Here is a 22991-nt window from a genome sequence, read left to right on the forward strand (position 1 = left end):
CTACTTACATTATATTACGTTATGCAAGGTGTTTTTTAAAAGAAACACATCCCGACACCTTGGCCAATGAGCAGAAATTTTTCTTACCTTACATACTGCTAAAGCTTCAGGCACGGCACAAGCTCCCGCAATCAAATAAAAGCACGGGTTTCCGTTTTATGCTTTACAGGACAAACGCAAGATCATTATTGGTTACTGTTGCCATTATCAGCTGGTCGCTGCTTCTGGCCAATGTGCTGCTTTCTGCAGAAACCATGCGACAGCCTGGTGCAGTAAAGCTGGCCTTGCCATATGTCGACAATATCCTGACGGTTATTTTTATACTTTCTGTCTTCTTCTACCAGCGGCTCAGTACCGAAAACCTAAAGGGCATAGACTTTATCGGGTACCTCTGGAATCTGTTTTCAAAGGCCGGAATTGCCGCTTACCTGAGCATAGCCCTGATCCTGGGTTATCGCATGATAACCAGCTATGCCAACCTGCAATCGCCGTTGCTGCTGCACATTGTGTACCAGGTAAACTTTGGCCTGCTGGTGCTGTTCCTGGCAAAAGCATTTTACATCTGGCAAAAGCTGCTGCTTTACCATAAAAACAGGTTTCTGCAGATCGCTTGGGACTGGTACGAGCTGCTGCTGTTCAGCACACTGCTGCTCACGCTGCTCAACTTCAACTACACCAGCTACGTGTTTCTGCCGCTGCTGGCGCTGCTCGGGTTTTATACTTTGTTTTTGTGCACCAACCTGAAGTGGGTTGCCTTCCTGACGTTCAACAAAAAGAGCCGTTCGCTGGTGCTGATCGGTGCCATACTTGTCAGCTGCTACATCTTCATCCGCTTTTTCCATCAGTTTGCCGATAGCCCCGATCTGGTGATCGACTATTCTGATGTGGCATTTTTGCTGCTGGCGATGCTGTTTGTGGGGCTTTATACGTTGGCGGCCTTTCTGGTGTCGCTCTTCAGTTTGCCAACCTCCAGCGTGTTTGAGCAGAAAAGCGAAGACCTGCTTAACTTCCAGCGCCTGAGCCAGTCTATCCAGCAGGGGCAAAGCGAGCCGCAGGTATACAACATGCTTTTCGAGAGCACCATCCGGGCCTCGGATGCCAGCGCTGCCTGGTTCGAGCTTTACAAAGGCACCGATCCGCAGGTTTCGCACCTGCTCACCATTAAAAACGAGCAGATCGAGCGTATCCGGCACCTGCTGATGGCCTACAACATCCAGAACATCGACTACATCAACAACAACCTGGACCGCAACCCGGGCTTCCGCGACCTGACATTGCCCTGGAAGTCGCTGATCATACTTCCGATCAAGTCCAAGCAGCACCAGTTCGGGGTTTTATACTTGCTCAAAGACATTGAACAGGGCTTTGACCGGGAGACCGTAAACGTATTGCGCACGTTCACAAACCAGACCATCCTGACCATCGAAAACCTGCGCCTGGTGGCAGAATCGCTGCAGAACGAGCGTTACAAGGAGGAACTGAAAATTGCCAGTACGGTACAGGAAAACCTCATCCCGAAAACATTCCCTAGCGACAGCTGGTTTGAGATAAGCACGCACTCCAAAGCTGCTAAGGAGGTAGGAGGTGACTTTTACGACTTCCTGCAACTGAGCGAGTCGCGGATTGCCATTATCATTGGAGACGTATCGGGCAAGGGTATCTCGGCAGCGTTCCATATGGCGCAGATGAAAGGTATTTTTCACGGGCTGATGCAGCAGGACATGGCCCCGAGCGAGTTTATGAAACAGGCCAACTCCGCCCTGAGCCGCTGCCTGGAGAAAACCTCTTTCATTACTTCTGCGCTATATATCATTGATTATCGCATGAAAGGCTTTATGTTTGCGCGCGCCGGCCATTGCCACACGCTTTACTATAATGCCATGATGGAGGATACCTTCTATTTTCAGACAGAAGGTTTGGGTTTGGGCATTATTCGCGACAAAAGCTACAACAACCACGTACGGGAGATGTACTACGATTATAACCCCGGCGACGTGATGGTGATTTACACCGATGGCATTGTAGAGGCCCGGAATGATAAAAGTGATGAGTACGGGGAAGACCGCTTACGGTATATGCTTACACAAACCTATCACCTTGAAGCAGAGGATATCAAGTGTGCTATCATAAACGACCTGGAGGACTTTACGGGTACCGGCAGTCTTTACGACGACCAGACCCTGCTTGTGATTAAGTTTAAAGCTACTCAACCTAACGAATAAATAGACGTACAGTATGTCGATGAAAATTACACACGAAATCAAAGAATCCACCATCATCATCACCCTCGATGGTGAGTTAGATGCCAGCTCTTCTGTAATTCTGGACGAAGAGTTATCCGATCCGGAGATCATGAAGTATAGCAAGATCCTGGTCGACTGCAAAAACCTGCATTATATTTCCTCAGCCGGTCTTGGCGTATTTATTTCCCACCTGCAGCGCTTCGAGGATGCCCAGATAAAACTTATATTCTTCAATATGCAGGACAAAGTAAGAAACGTATTCGAGATTTTAGGCCTTGACCTGCTCATGACCATCGTTTCGAACTACGAGGAAGCATTGACCATCGCAGATGAATAATGTAATCAGGGTAAATTGTAGTAAAAAAAATCTTAAGCCAATACGGGACTTCGTCACAGAATATCTGGAGCCTTTAAAGCTTTCAGATATCATGATGAACCAGATCGTGTTGGCTGTGGATGAGATATGCGCCAACCTCATCATACATGCTAACCAGGAAGACCCTTCCAAGTATATTTCGCTTGCCATCCACAAGCAGCCCAGCGTACTCAAGTTCGAGATCACGGACAATGGCGTCGCTTTCCAGAAATCGAATTACAAGGAGCCGAATATAGAGGAGCACGTTAAGGTAGGGAAAAAAGGCGGCGTGGGCATTGCGCTGGTCAACCGCATTATGGATAAAGTGGAGTTTAGCACCAACGGCAGCAAGAACATCTGCCTGCTTTACAAAAAAATTAAATAACACAGCGCCACACACTTTAACGGACTGCTGCCCGTTATCCGGAACGAAATCTTTTGCAATAGGATTATAGTTATGTTTTTTGGCTCATCTGTCAAAAAAAATAACTAAAATTGCATGATCTGATCTCGATCAGCGAAACTAAGAGTTTGTTTTTAATCTACTTATGCGCAGCAACCACCTACTTGTTGCGGCTGCGGCCCTGCTCCTCGCTGGCTGTACCGCTACCAAGAAGAACGACACAAAAGAACCCGTTATCGCTACGCTTGGCTCCCACCCTGTCTATACTTCGGAGTTCCGGTACGTGTACGAAAAAAATAACGGCAGCAACGACGACGCCTTCACCCGCCAGAGCGTTACAGATTACCTGAACCTGTATACCAATTTCAAGCTTAAAGTACTCGAAGCAGAGAGCCGCGGCCTTGACACGACTACTGCCTTTAAGCGCGAGCTGGAGGGTTACAAAGAGCAACTGGCCCTGCCCTACCTTACCGATAAAAACGTTACCGACAACCTGGTGAAGGAAGCCTACGAGCGCCTGAAACAGGAGGTAAACGCGTCGCACATCCTGATCAACCTGGCCCCGGACGCGGCTCCGGAAGATACGCTGGCTGCCTACAACCGCGTGCTGGAACTGCGCAAGCGTGCAATGGCTGGCGAAGATTTCGGCAAATTGGCCCGCGAGCAATCGCAGGATCCGTCGGCTGCTGAAAACGGCGGCAACCTGGGCTACTTCACAGCCATGCAAATGGTTTATCCGTTTGAAGATGCTGCCTATAAAACCCCTGCCGGCCAGGTTTCCATGCCGGTTCGCACCCGTTTTGGTTATCACCTGATTAAGGTAAACAACGTTCGACCGGCACAGGGCGAAGTGAAAGTAGCCCACATCATGGTGCGCGCTACACCAGGCATACCTAAGGCCGATTCTCTGGCTGCCAAGCAGCGCGTAGATGCCATTTACAAACGCGTGCAGCGCAAGGAAAACTGGGACAAATTGGCTGCTGAATTCTCTGAAGATGCCAACTCTGCAGCAAATGGTGGCGAGCTGCCCTGGTTTGGCACTGGGCGTATGATCCCTTCGTTTGAGGAAGCAGCATTTGCCCTGAAAGCAGAAGGCGACATCGCCAAACCGGTGCTCACTCCTTATGGCTGGCACATCATCAAGCTGATCGAGAAACGTGGTTTGCCTCCTTACGAGGACATGGAGCAGAACCTGCGCAACAAAATAGCGAAGGACTCCCGCTCCGAATTGAACAAAGCTGCCTTCCTGAAGCGCATCAAAGCAGAAAACAACTTTACCGAGAATGCTGCCGCCAAAACAGCTGCCCTGGCCAAAGCCGATGACAAGCTGCTGCAAGGCACCTGGAGCTACGACGAGGCAGACAAAGCACTGAAAACAACGCTGTTTACCATACAGGGCAAGACGTATACCATAGGTGATTTTTATACCTATGCCAAAGCTGAGCAGCGCCCACGTGCAACCGGTACTGCTGCGCATTACCTGAACCTGCTCTACGATAGCTTTGTGAACAAGAGCCTGTTCGATTACGAGAAGGCAAACCTGGAGAATAAGCACACCGACTACCGCATGCTGGTGCAGGAGTACCACGATGGCATTCTGCTTTTCCAGCTGATGGACGAGAAAGTATGGACAAAAGCGGTGGAAGATACTGTGGGGCTACAGGCATACTTTGAGCAGAACAAGGAGAAGTATAAATGGGGACCACGCGTGCAGGCTACTGTCATCAGTGCTACAGACAAAGAACTGCTTCAGAAAACGCAGGCACAGTTGGCAGACCGCCGCTATGCCGTACGTTCTGCAAAGCTGTCAGACATCCTTTTCGAGCAGAACAAAGCTGATCTTGGGGTTGAATCTGTATCAAAGCTGAACGAACTGGCCGAGCGCCTGAAGAACAACCCGAACCTGTCGCTGGACGTGAACGGCCATGCCGATGCCCGTGAGGCAAGTGCAAAAGGCAATGTAGCTGCGACCCGCGCCGATAAAGCGATCGCCTACCTCGTAGGCAGAGGCGTGCCGGCAGCGCAGCTGAAAAAGAACGTTTTAGGAAAATCGAAGCAAGCAGGTCCGGATAATACAGAAACCGGTCGTCGCCGCAACCGCCGCGTTTCCTTTGCACTTTACTCTTCTGACCTGGGCGTACTCGCTGAAAACCTGAATGCCGGCAATCCGCTGGCAGTTCAGATCACGGAGAAGAAGTTCCAGAAAGGTGAGAACAAGGCACTGGATAATGTTACCTGGGAAAAAGGCACTTATACTGCCCAGCAAAACGGCCGTGAGTACCTGATCATCATCCACGATGTACTACCTGCTGGCTACAAGCACCTGAACGAAGTACGCGGCCTGGCCACTTCCGATTACCAGAACTACCTGGAGCAGGAATGGGTGAAAGAGCTGCGCAAAAAATATCCGGTAACAGTACAGGAGCCGGAAGTAGAGAAACTAATTAAGAACTAAGCCATTACCTCGCTTGCGGCCATGCCTGTTTTTACAGGGGCTGTAAGTATAATTAGAGAATAAAGCCGTATTTTGTGCGTTGTTTTTTAGCAGCGCATTAAAGCTATAAGTTAAACACCTTGAAGAAGAAAAAATTATTAGCAAGAATGGCCTATGTAGCTATCTGCTGCATAGTGGCATCTGTTTCTGCCTTTGCACAGGCCCCTGTACAAACAAAAGTAGACGGCATCATTGCCAAAATAGACAACCACGTTATCCTGCGCTCTGAATTGGAGTTCAGTTACCTGCAGTACCTGGCGCAGTCAAAACAGCAGCCGCGCCCGGAGCTGAAGTGTGAGATTCTGCGCTCTATGGTACAGGATAAACTATTGCTGGCCCGTGCCGAGATCGACTCGATAACAGTAGAAGACGCACAGGTGAGTGGCGAACTGGACCGCCGCATGAACTACCTGACCGCACAGGTGGGTGGCGTAGAGCGCCTGGAGCAGTATTACAACAAAACGGTAAAGCAGCTGAAGGATGAGTTGCGCCGCACCGTACGCGATCAGTTGGTGATGGAAAAAATGCAGCAGGAGATCACGGGCAAAGTAACCGTTACGCCTAAAGAGATCAAACGCTACTTCAACGAGATTCCGCGCGACAGCCTGCCATATTTCTCCAGCGAAGTAGAACTGGGCCACATTGTGAAGTTTGCCGAAGTAAGCAAACAGCAGAAGGCTGCTGCACGCCAGCAACTGGAGGAAATCCGCAAGCGCATTCTGGCTGGCGAAGACTTTGCTACGCTGGCCAAGCAATACTCGCAGGACCCGGGCTCGGCACAGGAAGGTGGTGTGCTGGGTTTCTTTAAAAAGAAAGAGCTGGTACCCGAGTACGAAGCAGCAGCCCTTAAACTGGAGCCAGGCCAGATCTCAAACGTGGTGGAGTCGCAATTCGGTTTCCACCTGATCCAGATGATAGAGCGCAAAGGACAGGAATTCAACACCCGTCACATCCTGATCAAACCGGCTACGGCCACAGTAAACGTTCAAGAGGCAGTTACGGCATTGGACAGCATCCGCACCCTGATCATGAACGACAGCCTTACCTTTGCCAAAGCCGCTAAGGAGTTTTCGGATGACAAGGCTACCAAAGATAACGGCGGTATGATTGCAAACCGAGCTACCGGCAGCACCTATACGCCGATGGACCAGGTAGACCCTGCTATTTTCTTTGTCATCGATACCATGGAGGTTGGAGAAGTATCAAAGCCGGTTGCTTTCCGTACGGAAGATGGCAGAGAAGCAGCCCGCATCATTTACGTAAAATCGAAGTCTGTACCGCATCAGGCAAACCTGGATGACGACTACCAGAAAATAGCGAGCGCCGCTCTGAACGAAAAAAAGAGCAAAGCAGTAGATACATGGTTCCGAAAAAACTTTGATTCCGTATACATCGAAATCGACCCGGAATACCAGGATTGCAAGGTGCTCCAACTAACCAATTAGACGAACCGATGAAGCAGTTCACCTCTGACAAAGAAGCCGCAGACGCGCTACACCGCTCCTACCGGGAGCTTACCGATGAGATTTCAAAAGTAATTGTAGGGCAGGAAGATGTGGTCAGGCTGGTACTTACGGCCGTTTTTTGTCAGGGGCACTGTTTGCTGGTAGGCGTCCCCGGCCTTGCCAAAACCCTCCTCATCCACACGATCGCTTCCTCGCTGGATATGTCGTTCAGCAGAATCCAGTTCACGCCGGATCTCATGCCCTCCGACATTGTAGGTGCCGAAACGCTGGACAAAGACCGCAACTTTCAGTTCATCACCGGTCCTATCTTTTCCAACATCGTTCTGGCCGACGAGATAAATCGTACGCCTCCTAAAACGCAGGCAGCCCTGCTGGAATCGATGCAGGAGTACTCGGTTACGGTGGCAGGCAGAAGGTATGATCTGCCGCGGCCTTTCTTTGTGCTGGCCACGCAAAACCCGATTGAGCAGGAAGGAACCTATCCCCTGCCGGAAGCGCAGCTGGACCGCTTCATGTTCAACATCATGCTGGATTATCCGAGCTATGAATCGGAACTGCAGATTGTGAAGAATACGACCGGAGCCGTGCGCTACTCCTTAAACAAGGTACTGCACGCCGATGACATATTGGCCTACCAGCAGCTGGTGCGCCGTGTGCCGGTAGTAGACAACGTGATCGAGTATGCAGTACAGTTGGTGCATAAAACCCGTCCTAATACCCCAAAGGGATCAAAGCTGGCCGACCAGTACCTGGAATGGGGAGCAGGACCGCGGGCTTCGCAGCACCTGATCGTAGGCGCCAAATGCAACGCCCTGCTCAACGGCAAGTATAGCCCGGACATCGAGGACGTGCAGGCAGTAGCCCTTCCTATACTTCGCCACCGCGTGGTGCGCAACTTCAAGGCCGAAGCTGAAGGTATAACCGTAGAAAAGCTGATCGCAGAACTGCTTTAATTAATGAGTTACTTAGTGAATAAAGAAGAGTAGCAATTACTTTCTTTCCACTCAAAGTATAGCCTGATCAGCCAAACTAAAGATCAGCCTCTTATTCACTCATCCACTCATTCACACATTCAAAATTATACCAATTGCAATACATCCAAATTGGTGTAATTTTGCAGCTTTAGAATTTCAACCCACAACACCCTGATACTTATGGAAGCGCCTGCTTTATACTTCCGTTTTAAAGATAACCTGGCAACTATACTTGGTGCGCTGAACAGCAAACTGGAAGTGCGCTCTATGCCTTACAATACTTCTATTCCGCTGGAGGTAAACCTGCTGGCAGACGTACTGCGATTGCACGGTCTGGATTTCCGCTCAGAGACGCCTGGTGCTAAGCGCCTGGAAGACTTCCACCAGTGGTACCTGCAAAACGAAGAGGCCGTATCGGAGGTGATGCACCGCGTGCTGGAAGATAAACGGGCTTACATGAGAACTACGACCGGAGTGGTACTGCAAAAAGAGATGCTGGTAAGAAGACTGGAATACTTTAACGAGACAGCCCATACCTTGCAGGTGATGATGACCCAGCAGCAACTGCATAGCCCGAAACACTTTAAGTACCCGTTCCTGAACCAACAGAACTAGTATTTATACTTTAACGATAATGAAAATGCCAGCGGCTTACTTTAGCCGCTGGCATTTTTGTATTCTGACAGTTTCCTCTACGTCATGCAAAGTATAGCAAGTATACTTCTGTAGATATCAAGTGCAATCTATACTTAGTACCTGGTTATACTGTAAGCTCCGTTACTTACGGATCGAAGTATGGCCTTCTTTGGAATGCTCCAGGTCTAGCTGTCCTGCGGGCTGAGATTTCATACTTGAGTCCGCCTCCTCGCCTACCGGTCCTTTAGCCAACGTGATGCCGCCATCCACCATGTAGGTAGCTCCTGTCACATAAGACGCCTCGTCCGAAGCCAGGAACAGGTATACATTGGCCACCTCTTCCGGCGTGCCTCTGCGGCCCATCGGCGTTGCCTGTTTCATCGTCTTCACCATTTTGCTGTCCATCGGGCCGGTGCTCTCGTGCGTCCAGGCCGTGTCTATCGGGCCGGGACCTACGATGTTGCAACGCACGCCAAACTGCGCCTGCTCTACGGCCAGGCCGCGCATAAAAGCATGTATAAATCCTTTCGTGCCTCCGTAGGGCGTGTTCTGCGCAATACCGATCACACCAGCCTCTGAGCCTGCCGACACGATGTTGCCTTTGGTCTTGTGCAGTTCCGGCAAGGCAGCTTTCGACATCACGAATGCAGTCTTGATGTTGTTCTTCAGCATGTATTCAAACGCCTCTTCCGAGTAATCCTGCAGCAGGTTCACTTCCGGAAACACACCCGCATTGTTAATTAGGATATCGAGCTTGCCGTATTGGCTCACCGCCAGATCTACACAGCGTTTCGCGTTTGCTTCCGTTGACAGGTCGCCTGTAAAGTGAATGGCTGTGCCGCCATTTTTCTGGATCTCTTTTAATACCTCCTCTACCGGATCTTCCGGAAATCCGGCTACAATAACGCGGGCGCCTTCGCTGGCAAATTTCTTACATATAGCTTCGCCTATACCGCTGCCGCCACCGGTTACAATCGCAACTTTACCCTCCAGTCTGTTTCCCATTTCTTTCATAGTTATAATGTATTAAATGCTTTTTGTACTAACGGCTGATACCCGGATGGGTTTGTTTTCGACTATTATGGCTGATAAAGTACACGTTTTTACATGGTTAGCGTATGAAGTACCAAGCTCTGTTCCAGAGCACCCGCTGGCGCAGCAGCGCAACTTACATTATTAAACCATTTAACATGAGCTCACTTTACAGCGTCCTGTCTGATTCTTTTGAAGAACGGTTGGAAACAGAACATTTACTCCTGAGACCTTACCAGGAAGGCGATGAGAACGATTTTATGCGCCTGATCCAGGAAAACACCGTTGAACTGAATCCTGCTTTCAGTGGCCGGCTTGCAAGGGTGCGCATGCTGGAGGATGCACGCATACAGGTGCAGCAGTTACGCACTGCCTGGGACAATCATAAGATGTTCGACTTTGGCGTATGGCTCAAAGAGAATGACACCTACATCGGCGACATTACCCTGAAAAACCTGGACCACCAGATACCTAAAGCAGAGATCGGTTTATACTTTACCGGCTGGCCCGAGTCAAGAGAATATGTACTGGAGGGACTGATGGCAATTGTAAAATTTGGCATTGATACACTTAAGCTCAACAAGCTGTACATGCGGTGCATGCACACAAATGCCTACTATGGCGAAGCAGCCCAGGCCTGCGGCTTTGTGAAGGAAGGCATCATGCGCAGCGATTACAGGGGCGCTGACTCCAGCGAACTGCTCGATGTGACCTATTATGGCCTCACTCGCAAAGACTACGAACAGCTGCAGCACATGAAAGCAGACAGTTCGCAGATCATGGCTTAGCTTTGATAACTTTGAATGGTGAGTTTTGAATGATTAAATAATAGTACGGGCAGTATAGTATAACCTGCTATCGCTTTGGCTTCGCTAAAAAGAAGTCGGTGTCGAAGGTAAGGTAAAAGGCATTTGAGAACTCCAGCTTAGGGTTATCCAGGTCCACTACGGGCTCGAGACGCACGGTCAGGTATAGATTGTCAAGCAGTTCGAAGTCTTCCATAAAACGCAGGATAAGCAGGCGGCGTTCTTCCTGCACGTAATCCGGATCTTTGTAAGTGGTGGAAGCCGATTGGTAGAGTTTACCGCCTAGCTCCGAGATATACCCATCACCCTGCCAGTAACTGAGCATCACATCCTGGTATTTTGTATCGATGCCGGCATTCAGGTAAATGCCCCCGCCACTCTTATAAGCCAACTGGTACTCGTTCGAGAAATCCTTAAAACCGACTATATAGTTCTTCGTGTACAGCCGGTGCAGCACCTTGAACGGATACTGGCGTTCCAGTTCTATACCTGTCGCTGCATTTACCACCGTTAGCAACGGAAGTTCCGAAGCATCGATCTGCCCTCCTTTGTGCTGTGCCGTGAATTGTAGCGGCAGCGACAGTTGTACCATATCGCCCTCGCCCCATTTGCCTTCCTTGCGCCACAGGTTTAGGGCGGCGCTTGCGCCACCGGCCACTTCCTCACGATCAGGATCACCGGGGTAAATCATTTTTTGCCAGTCAATCCAGGCATCCATCTCCAGGCGATTCGTGTTCAGCAGAAACTGCAGCCCGTTCTCCAGCCTGTCGGTAATCACACGTTCAAAATCATAGAGCGGCTCGATGTACCCGTGGTTCAGGTTACCCTGCAAGGTGCCGAACAGCAAGGCCCAGTTCTCCCGCTGCACCTTCGCCGTAAAAGTTGGTTCCAGGTCCTGAAAATCGTCGTTCCCAAAATCTTTCGAGATAAGTGCTCCGGCTTCTATTCTGATGGAGGCGCTGGGAAAATAGATCAGCTTCGGCTGGAGATGATAGCCAAATAAAGTATAGCCATCTGCAATTTTATTGAAGTACTCGTTGTTCTTAGAGAACCCCAGCACGTACAACCCCGCTCTAAGCTCATTAGCATTTTCTGCTTTTACAGGCAGGGGCTGGAGCAAGGCTTTGTTGCTGAGCTGCGCTTGCGCTAACAAGCTGTTAAACACGAAAAAAAGAAAGAAAAACAGCCTAAAATAGTGCATAAAAAAGTGTCAGGAATGGCACAAAAAGAGAGTAAAGTATGTTGTAATCAGACGGCGCTAAACAACTAAAAAAATTAGCAAAATACCTGTTCGTATGTTTGCATATTGGCTCCGTAATTAGTAATTTCACCTTTAATATAAAGCTATTTAATTAAACACACATGAGCGTAAGCAACGAAAAACTTAAGGCCCTGCAGCTGACCATCGATAAGCTCGACAAGACCTACGGCAAAGGAACCGTAATGAAGTTGAGCGACAACAAGGTAGAGGATGTTCCTGCTATCTCGACCGGATCGCTTGGGCTGGACATTGCTTTGGGTATTGGCGGTTTGCCGCGTGGCCGTGTTATCGAGATTTACGGACCAGAATCATCCGGTAAAACCACGCTTACCATGCATGCTATTGCTGAGGCACAGCGCCAGGGCGGTCTTGCAGCGTTTATCGACGCTGAGCACGCATTCGACAAGGCATACGCCGAGAAACTCGGAATTGATACAGAAAACCTTTTGATCTCGCAGCCTGACAACGGTGAGCAGGCCCTGGAGATCGCCGATCACCTGATCCGCTCAGGCGCGATTGATATCATCGTGATCGACTCTGTTGCCGCTCTTGTGCCAAAAGGCGAACTGGAAGGCGACATGGGCGACAGCAAGATGGGTTTGCAGGCACGTTTGATGTCGCAGGCACTGCGTAAGCTGACCGGTACCATCAACAAGACCGGTTGCTGCTGTATCTTCATCAACCAGCTGCGTGAGAAGATTGGTGTGATGTTCGGTAACCCTGAAACAACCACTGGTGGTAATGCACTGAAATTCTATGCCTCTGTGCGTCTGGACATCCGTCGTATCGGCCAGATAAAAGAGGGTGCTGATAATATTACAGGTAACCGCACCCGTGTTAAAGTAGTGAAGAACAAGGTAGCACCTCCGTTCAAGGTAGTTGAGTTTGACATCATGTACGGCGAAGGTATCTCTAAAGTAGGTGAGGTACTGGACCTGGGTGTAGAGCTGGAAATCGTGCAGAAGTCTGGTTCCTGGTTCTCTTACAACGGCAACAAGCTGGGTCAGGGCCGCGATGGCGTGAAGCAGATCCTGCTGGACAACCCGGAACTGATGGAAGAGATCGAGGGCAAGATCAGAGCAATCGTGAAAGGCGAGCCTGAGAAGGTAGCAGCCGCCCTTGAGGACACTTCAGGCGAGTGAACTTTATTTTCGAACTTAAAGTAAATAAAAAGGTGCTATAGCTATATAGCACCTTTTTGCTTTATAAAATGTTGAATAGCTGCCAATCTCTGCCTAAATTGAGCAATAGCCCGGCAGTTGGTATAAAAGTTGATTGTAACGAAAGAAGACTGCAACTTTAATGCGAAAGACGAATGAAAAAGCTTTTCCCAGCCATACTCCTACTCCTGCTAGTCATCTCGGGCTTTGTGGCCAAAGATACTATGCGCAGCGTACCGAACGAGAGCTTCTCTACCGGCGAAATACTGAAGTATAAAGTACACTACGGACCTATCAATGCAGCAGAAGCGGTGATCGACATCTCACCAGGGCTGCACCGCATAAACGAGAGGGCCTGCTACAAAGCTACCGTGTACGGTAAAACCACCAGCTCCTTCGATCTTTTTATCAAGATCCGGGATACCTGGCAATCATACATCGATACGGCCGCTATCGTACCACACCGCTCGTTCCGCAACATAGAGGAAGGCAATTACCGCAAGCGCGAAACCGTTGACTTTAACCATTACAACAACACCGCTCTTGTAGAGAAAAAGAAAAAATCTAAGCCGAAGGAAACATCTACGCATAAAATACCAAACAATGCGCAGGACATTGTAAGCGGCTTTTATTACCTGCGCACCATCAACTACGACAAGCTAAAGCCTGGCGATAAACTGAACGTGAAAGGCTTTTTTGATGAAGAAACGTTTGACATGGTGGTTATTTTTAAGGGTCGCGAAACGGTGAGCACCAAGGTTGGTAATATCAAAGCCATCAAATTAGTGCCGGTAATGCCTAAGAACAAGCTTTTTGATGGTGAAAACGCGGTTTCAGTATACCTATCGGATGATAAGAACAAGATACCCGTGCTGGTACAGGCCGAGATGTTTGTTGGCTCTGTAAAAGTAGACCTTTATGAATACAAGAACCTGAAACATAAAGTATACCTTGCTAAAAAATAAAACAAAGCCAGCCGAAACGCTGGCTTTGTTGTTTAGGACGGGTCTTGGCTGTGTTAAGAAAATATTATGATTTGATAAAGCTAAAGTACTGTAGCTTAAACTATAGTATCTTTGTTAAAGAGAACAGAGGTTACCGAAAGAATACCAGAGACTGTATAAACCTGGCTTTAAATACCTGAAGTATAACCAGCGGCAACTTTCAACTGTTCTTCTACCAGCAACCTAAACCCAACATACTGTGCAAACTGCATCAAACTACAGAATACTGGTAGTAGACGACGATCCGGATATCGTGGAGCTACTGCACTATAACCTGACACGCGAAGGCTATGAAGTAGCACAGGCCGAAAACGGAAAAAAAGCAATTGAAGTAGCGCAGGCATTTAAGCCCAACGTGATTCTGATGGACGTGATGATGCCGGTGCTGGATGGCATTGCAGCCTGCAGACAGCTCCGTGAAATGAACGAGTTCCGCTCTACACACATCATCTTCCTGACTGCACGTTCTGAAGAGTTCTCAGAGGTGGCCGCTTTTGATGCAGGCGCGGATGATTTCATTACGAAACCGATCAAACCACGGGCTCTTTTGAGCCGACTGGCTGCCTTTGCGCGTCGTGATTCGCAGCAGGAAGCAGAAGAAAAAATAATAGATATTGGCGGCCTGCGCATCGATCGCACCAGCTTTGCCGTGTATAAAGGCGAGGACAAGATAACGCTTCCTAAAAAGGAATTCGAGCTGCTGGCCTTCCTGGCTGCTACGCCAAACAAAGTGTTCAGCCGCGAGGAGTTACTGAACAATGTGTGGGGCAGTGATGTGTATGTAATAGCCCGAACCGTTGACGTGCACATCCGGAAAGTGCGCGAGAAGATCGGAGAAGACAATATCAAAACGATAAAAGGTGTCGGCTACAAGTTCAACACCGACTAAAACATGAACCTGAATTCACGTACGCTTGCTCTTTTAACCTCTCTGGCGGTGGCAGTAGTGCTGACCGCCTTTCTTGCTTTAGCCAGCTATTTCTCTTCCCAAGGCCTTGTGATAGCGCTGGTGGTGGTGTTTATCAGCTGCTTTATGCTTGTCTATTTCTCTTATGAGGCGCTTGTTTTCCGTGAGGTGAAGAACGTGTACTCCAGCATCGAGAAAATAAAAAGGCAGGAGTATAAAAAAGTAGAAAGCCGCTCGCTCTTCAACTCCGACCCACTTACCAAGATCAAAGAAGACATTTACCAGATAGCACAGAAAAAGCAGCAGGAGATCGACGAGCTCCGGCATCTGCAGGTGATGCGGCGCGAGTTTCTGGCCGATGTGTCGCATGAGCTGAAAACACCTATCTTCGCGGCCCAGGGGTTTATCCATACTTTGCTGGATGGTGCTATGGACGACCCGAATGTTCGTGACAAATTTCTCCTGAAAGCCGCCAACAGCCTCGACGGGCTGGATACCCTTGTACAGGACCTGATCAGCATATCACAGTTCGAGAAAGGGGTGGTGAAGATGGAGAAGCAAAACTTTGATGCAGCAAAGCTGATGCGGGAGGTATTTGAGCAACTGGAATTAAAGGCTGCTGACCGCAATATTTCGCTGCACCTGGAAGTAAAACCGGGCGAAAAGATTATGCTCTACGCAGACCCTAACCGCATACGCCAGGTGTTCATTAACCTCGTAGACAACGCCATCAAGTATGGCCGCAGGGGGGGCAATATCTGGGCATCCTTCGAAGAGGGCCGGAAGAAGTATACCATCACGGTAAAAGATGATGGCAAAGGCATTGGGGAAGAACACATCAACCGCATTTTTGAACGCTTTTACCGCATCGACAAAAGCCGGTCACGTGATAAGGGCGGCTCCGGTCTTGGTCTGGCTATCTCCAAGCACATTGTGGAAGCTCACCGCTCTGTTATTGCTGTAAAAAGCGAGGTTGGGAAGGGCACTACGCTGCGCTTCAAACTATCGAAAGAGAAGTAGGGTTGGTTGCTAAATTGTTGATTGTTGAATTGTTAATCTGCTACACAGTTTAGTGTGATGAACAATAGAGTCTTTTGACCTGATGTAGCTGCCGCCCTTACTGCGTGTTCTCACCAGCAAGCACTTAGGCCGCTGCAGTATAACTTGTTGGTGAGAACACCAATAAGGGCGAATAAAGGCTAATTACTATCAGGATGTTTACTTTATCTGCCATTTCACCTTCGACCAAGTATAAACAGGCCTCTAGAGAATTCTCTCTCCACTTGAAATGGCAAACAGGTATCTGAACAGTTCTTCAACAATCAACAACTGACAATCAACAATTAAAATCTGTATCTTTGCAGGATGCGCGGCACAAAGTATAGCCGTACCTGAACAAAGTATAACACCCATGAAATACCCGGTTTTTAAAGACCTGATCATATTCGAGAACGAAGATTACATTGTAGTGAACAAGCCGCCGTTCCTGGCTACGCTGGAGGACCGCACGCCCAACTCTACAAACCTGCTGAAGATCGCGCGCCAGTACAACCCAGACCTGCAGGCTTGCCACCGCCTGGATAAAGACACCTCCGGCTGCCTTGTATTTGCCAAGAACCCGGAAGCTTACCGTAACCTCGCCATGCAGTTCGAGCACCGCGAAGTATACAAAGTATACCATGCTGTGGTGTGGGGCACACATAAGTTCGAGGATGAGCTGGTAAACCGCGCCATCCTACCTAATGCAAAAGGCGTTGCAAAGCTTACGCCACAGGGCAAGCCAGCCGAAACATACTTCACCACGCTCGAGAACTTCAGTCGCCATACCTTGGTAGAGTGTATGCCCGTAACCGGCCGCCTGCACCAGATACGCGTGCACCTGGCCTACCTGAAGGCTCCGATCGTTGGCGATGAGCTGTACGGTGGTGAGCAACTTTACCTGAGCAGCCTGAAACGTAAATTTAACCTGAAACAGCAAACAGAAGAGCAGCCCCTGATCAAGCGTTTTGCGCTGCATTCTTATACGATAGGCTTCACGCTGCTGAACGGGGAAAAGGTGAAGATCGAGGCGCCTTACCCAAAAGACTTTGCAGTACTGGTTAAGCAGCTGCGGGCTTACTAGTTTTTGACAAAAGAATTTGTGACGAAGGACAAAAGAAGCGGTTTCGGCTGGTTCTTTTGTCCTTTGTCGTTTTGGTTAGATACCAGGCTGCCTATTGTTACGAAGTTTATACTTCTACTTCTCTCCTTTGTCCTTTTTCAAGCCTTTTTAAGCCGTTGTTAGTATTCTCACCAACAAATTATACTTCAATAAAAAGCTGCTCTTTCGGACGCCCAAGTCCGAAAGAGCAAAGAGCCCAGAGTTTAAGCTTTCGCCACAGGCCCACAAGATCCTTTCAGGATGACAAAAAGGAGGGAAGTAAATGACCTCCCCTCCTTTGTCTTTTGTCACAAAATGCTTTGTCAGAAACCTTATACTACCCGCAGTACAATTTTGCCGGTGTTCTTGTTAGCTTCCATATAATAGTGCGCTTCGGCTACATCCTGCCAGTCGAGCACAGAGTCGATAATGGGTTTTAACCTGCCTGACCGGAAACGCTCCAGCGCAAAGGCACTCAGGTCTTGGGTTAACCGCACCTGGTAATCGCGGGAGCGGGAACGCAAGGTAGATCCCATCACCTGCAGGCGCTTTATCAGGATCTTGCGCAGATCAAAGTACTCCACCTTACCTCCTCCCAACGAGGCCAGCAGCACCAGGCGTCCGTCTAACCGCAGGCAATCGATGTTGTCGGCAAAGTATGGCCCGGAAATAAAGTCGATGATCAGGTCTACCCCCTGCTGATGAGTGTGCTCCAGAATTTCTTCTTTAAAGGAGGCAGCTTTGTAATCAATGGCTCTTGTTGCTCCTAGCGCCAGACAGGTGTCGTGCTTGGCAGCAGAGGCAGTAACGTATACTTCGGCTCCTATTTCCCTGGCAAGTTGGATGGCAGCTGTACCCACGCCGCTTGCTCCGGCATGCACAAGCACACGCTCGTCGGCCTGCAGGTTGCCCAGCCACACAAGCGCCTGGTAAGCCGTCAGGAACACCTCCGGTATAGCAGCGGCCTCGTCCATACTTAGGTTCTCCGGCACAGGCATGGCCATGGCTTCGTCTATCACGGCATATTCGGCATAGCCTCCTCCCGACAGCAGCCCAAATACCTTATCTCCTACTTTATACTTTGTACAAGCGGCCCCTGCAGCGGCTATCTCACCGGCTATTTCCAGGCCCAGCAACGGACTGGCACCTGCTGGTGGCGGATACTTCCCCTGGCGTTGCAACAAGTCAGCACGGTTCAGGGCAGTGGCATGTACGCGTACCAGCAACTCATGTGGCTTTGGCACCGGCTGTTCATACTCGCTAAGTATAAGCTGCTCAGGGCCACCGGGTTGATTTACAAGTATAGCTTTCATGAAGTAGGTGTTAGTTTAAACTCTAGACGCAAGTTAAACAGAGAAAGATATTTACGATCCTAAAAGCCTCCTCTGCTGCCTCCAAAGGCAGTATTCAACTACAACAATAAAATATTTATAAAATAATATTCCAAAACATTGACTCTTCTACGAATATTTCGTAACTATACGAAAACATCGTAGAACTATGGAAAAGCTAACGCAACAAGAGGAAGAAGCCATGCAGGTAGCATGGGCACTAGATGGCGGCTTTATCAAAGATTTCCTGGAGAAGCTTGACGAGCCAAAGCCACCTTACACCACGCTGGCTTCTACTGTTAAGAACCTGGAGAAGAAAGGTTACCTGCAAAGCGAGCGGCTGGGAAACACTTACCTTTATACTCCCCTGATCAAGGAAGAAGATTATAAGAAACGGTTCATGAAAGGCTTTGTAGGCGATTACTTTAAGAACTCCTACAAAGAGTTGGTGGCTTTTTTCGCGAAAGAAAAGCAGATAAGCGCCGAAGAGCTGAAAGAAATCATCGACATGATCGAAAACAAAAAGTCTGAATAACATGCCGGCGCTGATCCTATACCTGCTCAAAGTGAACGTAGCCCTGGTGCTGTTCTGCCTGGCTTACCACCTGGTGCTGCGCAAGCTCACATTTTATACTTTAAACCGTGTGTTTCTGGTATTCGGCATTGTATTCTCAACCTTATACCCGCTCTTCGACCTTTCAGAATTGTTTAACCAGCACCAGGAACTGGCGGCCATCCAAACGTACGCCATTCCTATAACTGCCTGGAATGCCACGCCCCCAATACCGGAGCAGGCCCCGGCTTTTGACTACTGGCAGATTCCGGTGCTTCTCTTCTGGGTAGGTGCTGCTGTGATGGCTGCCCGGCTGCTGCTGCAGTTCGTATCGCTTTACCAGATTCATCGTGCCTCATTGCCTGCCAAACACCACGGCGTTGCGTTCAGGAAAGTGCAAGGTGTAAGCGAAGCGTTCTCTTTCTGGCAGACCATTTACCTGGCCCCGGACCAGCACAAAGCTTCGGAGCTTGAGTCCATACTTCGGCATGAGCAGGTGCATGTGCGCGGCTGGCATACGCTGGACGTGTTGCTGACTGAGCTTAGTACGGTGTTTTACTGGTTTAACCCGGGCGCTTGGCTCATGAAAAAAGCTGTAAAAGAAAACCTTGAATTTATAGCCGACCAGCATGTTGTAAATGCTGGCGTCGATCGAGTAGCTTACCAATACCTCTTACTGAAAGTTGTAGGCGCCACACAACCTCAGATTGCCAATCAGTTTAATTTTCCATCACTTAAACGAAGAATTGCCATGATGAATAAAAAGCCTACCCATAAGGCCAGTAAACTCAGGTTGCTGATTGCTGTGCCGCTCGCTGCTATATTGCTGCTTGCTTTCCGGAGCGCTACACAGGGAAGTGGTTTGGTAACCGAGGATAAGTTTTCCTCAGCCTCCGCTACAAGTACGCCAGTTAATGTTCAAGCAGATGATAGTAAGGCATACATTTTTAGTATAGAAGACGAGCCATACTACAAAAACAACCTGCCTGCAGACTATAAAGCATTTCTGAAGCGCAACCCAGCTATTAGAAAGCTTGGCTGGAAGTTCGAAGACAGGATTAATTTCAACTTAAAATCTGTAGTGATCTTACTGAAGAACGGCAAAGTGGAGACGTATGATTTTGACCAGAACCAGCGTATACCGGCACTGGAAGCTAAGTATGGCCAGTTACCAAATCTGCCAGCCCCACCACCGCCAGTACCTGCAAAAGAGCAACTGCCACCACCGCCAGTAGTAGATCATAGCCGATCGCTTAACAAGGCATTTTATGAACGAAACCCAAATGTGACCGGCCTGGCTTGGTTGAGCACAGATAAAATGGGCGCAGAGCAGAAAATAACCGGTTTTGTGATCAAACTGAAAAACGGAGAAATGGAGCGATATAATTATAATGATCGGGAAAGCATAAGCACATACAAAAAGAAATACGGTGACCTGCCTGTAGTTCCAGAGTCTCCTGAGCTTCCGCCTCCGCCAGTTCAGAATAAAACTGAAGCAAAGACAAGCCTACCGGATTCGGCTGTGTATTACATTGACGGGAAGGAAGTAACAGCTGAAGCCGCTAAAAAGCTGGATCCGAAAGAAATCCACAGCGTGAACGTACTCAAAGGAGAAGGTGCAAAAAAGGCTTTCGGAGATAAAGCAGAGAAGGGCGTTATTTCGATCACGACCAAGAAAAACAAAGACACACCGGAAGTACTGAAGTTTAACAAGAAACTAACTGCCCCTCAGCCGAATGGTCAGGGAGCTATTCAGCTATCAGATGAGTACAAAGCTTTCTATGCACGCAACCCGCAGGTAAGAAAAATTGAATGGATAGCTGCCAATGAGATCAGGATCAGGCTTGAATCAGAGGAAGAGGTGTATAACCTTAATGACAAAAGGAGCCGGGCTGCGGCCGAGAAAAAGTATGGCCAGCTTCCTTCTTCGCCTCCGCCGGCAAGAGTTATGACACAAGAAGAATTTGATGCGCAAGTTAAAAAAGGCCCGCAAGAGAATGATGAGATCTTTATACCGGAAGAAATAGACTACTACAAAGACAGAAGCAATTTGCCTGTGGATTATACAAATTTCCTGAAGAAGAACCCTTCTGTAAAAAAAGTGGGCTGGACAATGAATAAGCAGACAAAGTCTGAGGTAATTGTTCTGTTTATGAAGTCTGGAGGCACAGAACGCTATGAGTTAAACAACAGCCAAAGTATGGCTATCGCAGAAGGCAAGTATGGCAAGTTTCCAACTGTATTGCCTCCACCGCCGCCTGTCATGATCAAGAAGAATTAATCAAACAACTTATGACACAGCCCCTAAGGTATCAGCTATACTTTAGGGGCTGTTCTTTTAACTATACCTCTTTATTGTTGAGCTACATTCCTGTTACACAGCATATTTCTAAGTCAAGTATTGCATATCAAATAAAGTATTTCTATCTTTGTGACCATTTTTCGAGAACCGAAGAAAACAATTGTTCATTAAATAAATCGCTTACAACCACCAAAAATGGATCATTTAAGTTATAAGACCCTTACGGTCAACAAGAAAACAGCTAACAAAAGCTGGGTGATTGTTGATGCAGGGCAAGGAAACTTGGGTCGCGTGGCGTCTGAAATCGCCAAGATCCTGAAAGGCAAGCACAAGCCTTCATACACGCCAAATGCTGACTGCGGCGACAACGTGATTGTTATCAACTCTGATAACGTGCGTTTCTCTGGCCGTAAGTGGGACCAGAAGTACTACCTGACACACACGGGTTACCCAGGTGGTCAGAAGAAAACTTCTCCACGTGAGCTAAAGGCAAAATCATCTACACTGCTTGTAGAGCGCGCTGTTCGTGGCATGTTGCCTAAAGGCCCTCTAGGTCGCGAGCTGTTCAGAAACCTTCATGTTTTTACAGGAAGCGAGCATCCGTTTGCAGCTCAGCAGCCTAAAGAATTAACCTTCAACATCTAATTATTAATGGAAATTATCAATACATCCGGTAGAAGAAAAACCTCGGTGGCGCGTGTGTACATGACGCCTGGGCAAGGGAATATCACTATTAACGGTAAAGATATCAAGGCATACTTCCCTGACGAAGTACTGCAGACTATAGTAAATCAGCCGTTTAAAACCTTGGACGCAATTGGCAAGTACGATGTGACTGCTAATCTAAAAGGTGGTGGTGTAAGCGGCCAGGCTGAAGCACTTAGACTTGCTATCTCTAAAGCACTGGTAGTTGAGAACGCCGAGACAAAAACACTTCTGAGAAAAGAAGGTTTCATCACACGTGACCCACGTATGGTGGAGCGTAAGAAGTTCGGTAAGCGTAAAGCGCGTCGTTCATTCCAGTTCAGCAAACGTTAATATTAAAGGTGTATCAACAACATGGCAAGTACTAATTATAAAGAATTACTGGAAGCTGGTGTACACTTTGGACACCTTACCAGAAAGTGGGACCCGAAAATGGCTCCGTACATCTTCATGGAGAAGAACGGTATCCACATCATTGACCTGAACAAGACGCTGGTTGCGCTTGATGAAGCTACTTCAGCTATCAAGAACATCGCCAAGTCTGGCCGTAAGATCATGTTCGTAGCTACTAAAAAGCAAGCTCAGGACATCGTTGCGGAAGAGGCGAAGCGTCTTAAAATGCCTTACGTTACCGATCGTTGGTTAGGCGGTATGCTGACTAACTTCGCTACTGTGCGTAAGTCTTTGAAGAAAATGTCTACTATCGACAAGATGGTAAAAGACAACACTGCTTATGCAGCGATTGCAAAGCGTGAGCGTCTGATGCTTTCTCGTGAGCGTGAGAAACTGGAGCGTGTACTGGGTGGTATCGCTGACCTTTCAAGACTGCCTGCAGCGCTTTTCATCGTTGACGTGAAGCGTGAGCACATCGCGGTTAAAGAAGCTCAGAAGCTGAACCTGCCTGTTTTCGCTATCTGCGATACAAACTCTAACCCGAACCTGGTTGACTTCCCAATCCCTGCGAACGACGACGCTTCCAAGTCAATCGCTCTTATCGTTTCTATCATCGGTAAGGCTATTGAAGAAGGTCTGTCTGAGCGCAAAGTGGACAAAGAAGAAACTGAGCGTAAGCGTTCTGAAGAAGAAGGCATCAAGGCTAAGCAAGAAGCAGACGAGCAATAGTCAATTGTTCATATTGCCATAACAATAAACTGAACATTGGGCGCTTCTGCTGCTTCAATGTTCAGTTTGTTTTATAGGTTCAGGAAAGATAAAAACT

At 48.4% G+C, this 22991-nt stretch carries 21 protein-coding genes; 18 read left to right on the forward strand and 3 right to left on the reverse strand.

Annotated elements, in window-relative coordinates; all coding sequences use genetic code 11:
* The first annotated feature begins 158 nt into the window (after positions 1-158).
* From MJ611_RS02440 to MJ611_RS02470, 7 genes are all read left to right on the forward strand, one after another.
* A complete protein-coding gene (locus tag MJ611_RS02440; protein ID WP_250427799.1) occupies positions 159-2222 on the forward strand; it encodes a GAF domain-containing SpoIIE family protein phosphatase in 2064 nt (687 codons plus the stop codon).
* Positions 2223-2235: 13 nt separating this feature from the next.
* Positions 2236-2580: an STAS domain-containing protein gene (locus tag MJ611_RS02445; protein WP_250427800.1), complete on the forward strand. Its 345-nt coding sequence runs from the start codon at positions 2236-2238 to the stop codon at positions 2578-2580.
* The gene (locus MJ611_RS02450) at positions 2573-2983 is read left to right on the forward strand and encodes an ATP-binding protein (RefSeq protein WP_250427801.1); all 411 of its coding nucleotides are present in this window, start codon (positions 2573-2575) and stop codon (positions 2981-2983) included. Before MJ611_RS02445 ends, MJ611_RS02450 begins: the two co-directional genes overlap by 8 nt.
* A gap of 163 nt (positions 2984-3146) precedes the next feature.
* Complete coding sequence (locus MJ611_RS02455) at positions 3147-5456, forward strand: peptidylprolyl isomerase (protein ID WP_250427802.1); 2310 nt, start codon at positions 3147-3149, stop codon at positions 5454-5456.
* A gap of 119 nt (positions 5457-5575) precedes the next feature.
* Entirely contained in the window at positions 5576-6940 is a 1365-nt protein-coding gene (locus tag MJ611_RS02460) for a peptidylprolyl isomerase (protein WP_250427803.1), read from the forward strand.
* Positions 6941-6948: 8 nt separating this feature from the next.
* Positions 6949-7914, forward strand: coding sequence for an AAA family ATPase (locus tag MJ611_RS02465; RefSeq protein ID WP_250427804.1), 966 nt, complete (start codon positions 6949-6951; stop codon positions 7912-7914).
* A 201-nt stretch (positions 7915-8115) separates the two neighbouring features.
* Positions 8116-8550: a hypothetical protein gene (locus MJ611_RS02470; protein WP_250427805.1), complete on the forward strand. Its 435-nt coding sequence runs from the start codon at positions 8116-8118 to the stop codon at positions 8548-8550.
* Positions 8551-8712: 162 nt separating this feature from the next.
* On the opposite strand, the gene MJ611_RS02475 is transcribed toward MJ611_RS02470, so the two are convergent.
* Positions 8713-9585, reverse strand: a complete 873-nt coding sequence (locus MJ611_RS02475; RefSeq protein ID WP_317233129.1) for an SDR family NAD(P)-dependent oxidoreductase — start codon at positions 9583-9585, stop codon at positions 8713-8715.
* A gap of 104 nt (positions 9586-9689) precedes the next feature.
* Here MJ611_RS02475 and MJ611_RS02480 point away from each other — a divergent pair, with 104 nt between their 5' ends.
* The gene (locus tag MJ611_RS02480) at positions 9690-10391 is read left to right on the forward strand and encodes a GNAT family N-acetyltransferase (protein ID WP_250427806.1); all 702 of its coding nucleotides are present in this window, start codon (positions 9690-9692) and stop codon (positions 10389-10391) included.
* A 67-nt stretch (positions 10392-10458) separates the two neighbouring features.
* Here MJ611_RS02480 and MJ611_RS02485 read toward each other — a convergent pair whose 3' ends face one another.
* Positions 10459-11529, reverse strand: a complete 1071-nt coding sequence (locus tag MJ611_RS02485; protein ID WP_250427807.1) for a hypothetical protein — start codon at positions 11527-11529, stop codon at positions 10459-10461.
* Between the two features lie 242 nt (positions 11530-11771).
* On the opposite strand from MJ611_RS02485, the gene recA reads away from it, so the two are divergent.
* The 5 genes from recA to MJ611_RS02510 all read left to right on the forward strand — a co-directional run bounded on the left by recA (position 11772) and on the right by MJ611_RS02510 (position 16863).
* A complete protein-coding gene (recA, locus tag MJ611_RS02490; RefSeq protein WP_250427808.1) occupies positions 11772-12812 on the forward strand; it encodes a recombinase RecA in 1041 nt (346 codons plus the stop codon).
* Between the two features lie 173 nt (positions 12813-12985).
* Positions 12986-13795 (forward strand): DUF3108 domain-containing protein, encoded by an 810-nt coding sequence (locus MJ611_RS02495; RefSeq protein WP_250427809.1) that lies wholly within the window; start codon positions 12986-12988, stop codon positions 13793-13795.
* A gap of 238 nt (positions 13796-14033) precedes the next feature.
* Positions 14034-14723 carry a response regulator transcription factor gene (locus MJ611_RS02500; RefSeq protein ID WP_250427810.1) on the forward strand — a complete coding sequence of 230 codons (690 nt, stop codon included), beginning with the start codon at positions 14034-14036 and terminating at the stop codon, positions 14721-14723.
* A gap of 3 nt (positions 14724-14726) precedes the next feature.
* Positions 14727-15761, forward strand: a complete 1035-nt coding sequence (locus MJ611_RS02505) for a sensor histidine kinase (protein ID WP_250427811.1) — start codon at positions 14727-14729, stop codon at positions 15759-15761.
* A gap of 391 nt (positions 15762-16152) precedes the next feature.
* Positions 16153-16863, forward strand: a complete 711-nt coding sequence (locus tag MJ611_RS02510; protein ID WP_250427812.1) for an RluA family pseudouridine synthase — start codon at positions 16153-16155, stop codon at positions 16861-16863.
* Positions 16864-17213: 350 nt separating this feature from the next.
* Here MJ611_RS02510 and MJ611_RS02515 read toward each other — a convergent pair whose 3' ends face one another.
* A complete protein-coding gene (locus MJ611_RS02515; RefSeq protein ID WP_250427813.1) occupies positions 17214-18194 on the reverse strand; it encodes an NAD(P)H-quinone oxidoreductase in 981 nt (326 codons plus the stop codon).
* A gap of 187 nt (positions 18195-18381) precedes the next feature.
* Here MJ611_RS02515 and MJ611_RS02520 point away from each other — a divergent pair, with 187 nt between their 5' ends.
* The 5 genes from MJ611_RS02520 (at position 18382) to rpsB (ending at position 22894) form a co-directional block, all read left to right on the forward strand.
* Positions 18382-18747, forward strand: coding sequence for a BlaI/MecI/CopY family transcriptional regulator (locus MJ611_RS02520; RefSeq protein WP_250427814.1), 366 nt, complete (start codon positions 18382-18384; stop codon positions 18745-18747).
* 1 nt (position 18748) lies between these two features.
* On the forward strand, positions 18749-21046 hold the full coding sequence (locus tag MJ611_RS02525) for a M56 family metallopeptidase (protein WP_250427815.1): 2298 nt from the start codon (positions 18749-18751) through the stop codon (positions 21044-21046).
* A 216-nt stretch (positions 21047-21262) separates the two neighbouring features.
* Positions 21263-21712, forward strand: coding sequence for a 50S ribosomal protein L13 (gene rplM, locus MJ611_RS02530; protein ID WP_250427816.1), 450 nt, complete (start codon positions 21263-21265; stop codon positions 21710-21712).
* A gap of 6 nt (positions 21713-21718) precedes the next feature.
* Positions 21719-22105: a 30S ribosomal protein S9 gene (gene rpsI, locus MJ611_RS02535; protein WP_250427817.1), complete on the forward strand. Its 387-nt coding sequence runs from the start codon at positions 21719-21721 to the stop codon at positions 22103-22105.
* A 21-nt stretch (positions 22106-22126) separates the two neighbouring features.
* Positions 22127-22894 (forward strand): 30S ribosomal protein S2, encoded by a 768-nt coding sequence (gene rpsB / locus MJ611_RS02540; RefSeq protein ID WP_250427818.1) that lies wholly within the window; start codon positions 22127-22129, stop codon positions 22892-22894.
* Positions 22895-22991 lie beyond the last annotated feature (97 nt).

Origin of the sequence: Pontibacter ruber (assembly GCF_023630205.1) — a bacterium.
GTDB classification, from domain to species: Bacteria; Bacteroidota; Bacteroidia; order Cytophagales; family Hymenobacteraceae; genus Pontibacter; species Pontibacter ruber.